Source organism: Stenotrophomonas sp. YIM B06876, assembly GCF_030711595.1.
GTDB lineage: Bacteria > Pseudomonadota > Gammaproteobacteria > Xanthomonadales > Xanthomonadaceae > Stenotrophomonas.
Genome location: NZ_JAUJUJ010000578.1, coordinates 1 through 417 on the forward strand (window position 1 = coordinate 1; position 417 = coordinate 417).

The 417-nt window shown below is 67.4% G+C and carries 1 pseudogene; it reads left to right on the forward strand.

Features of this window, described 5'->3' with window-relative positions:
- Nucleotides 1–170: 170 nt before the first annotated feature.
- A pseudogene (locus tag QZH66_RS18550) lies at nt 171–417 on the forward strand (hypothetical protein); the annotation flags it as partial.

The following is a 417-nucleotide window of genomic DNA, read 5'->3' on the forward strand; positions in this document are numbered from 1 at the left end:
ATCGGCGGGCTCGACAACCCGCTTGGCGTCATCGTCGGCGGGCTGTTCCTGGGCATCGTCGAGTCGCTGACCTCGCTCTACATCGGGCCCACCTACCGCGACGTCGCCAGCTTCGGCATCCTGGTGGCAGTGCTCATCGTGCGCCCGGGCGGCCTGCTGGGGAGGACAGCATGAAGACCGTGCGCCTCGGCCTGATCCTGCTGGCGCTGCTGCTGCTCGCCGGGGTGCCGTGGTACGGCTCCGACGTGCTGGTGCAGTTTGGCATCAACACCCTGCTGCTGGCCGTGCTGGCGCAAGGCTGGAACATCATCGGCGGCTACGCCGGCTATGCCTCCTTCGGCAATTCCGTCTTCTATGGCCTGGGCAGCTATGGCGTGGCCATAGCCATGGTGCAGTGGGGGCTGCCGTTCGGCGTGG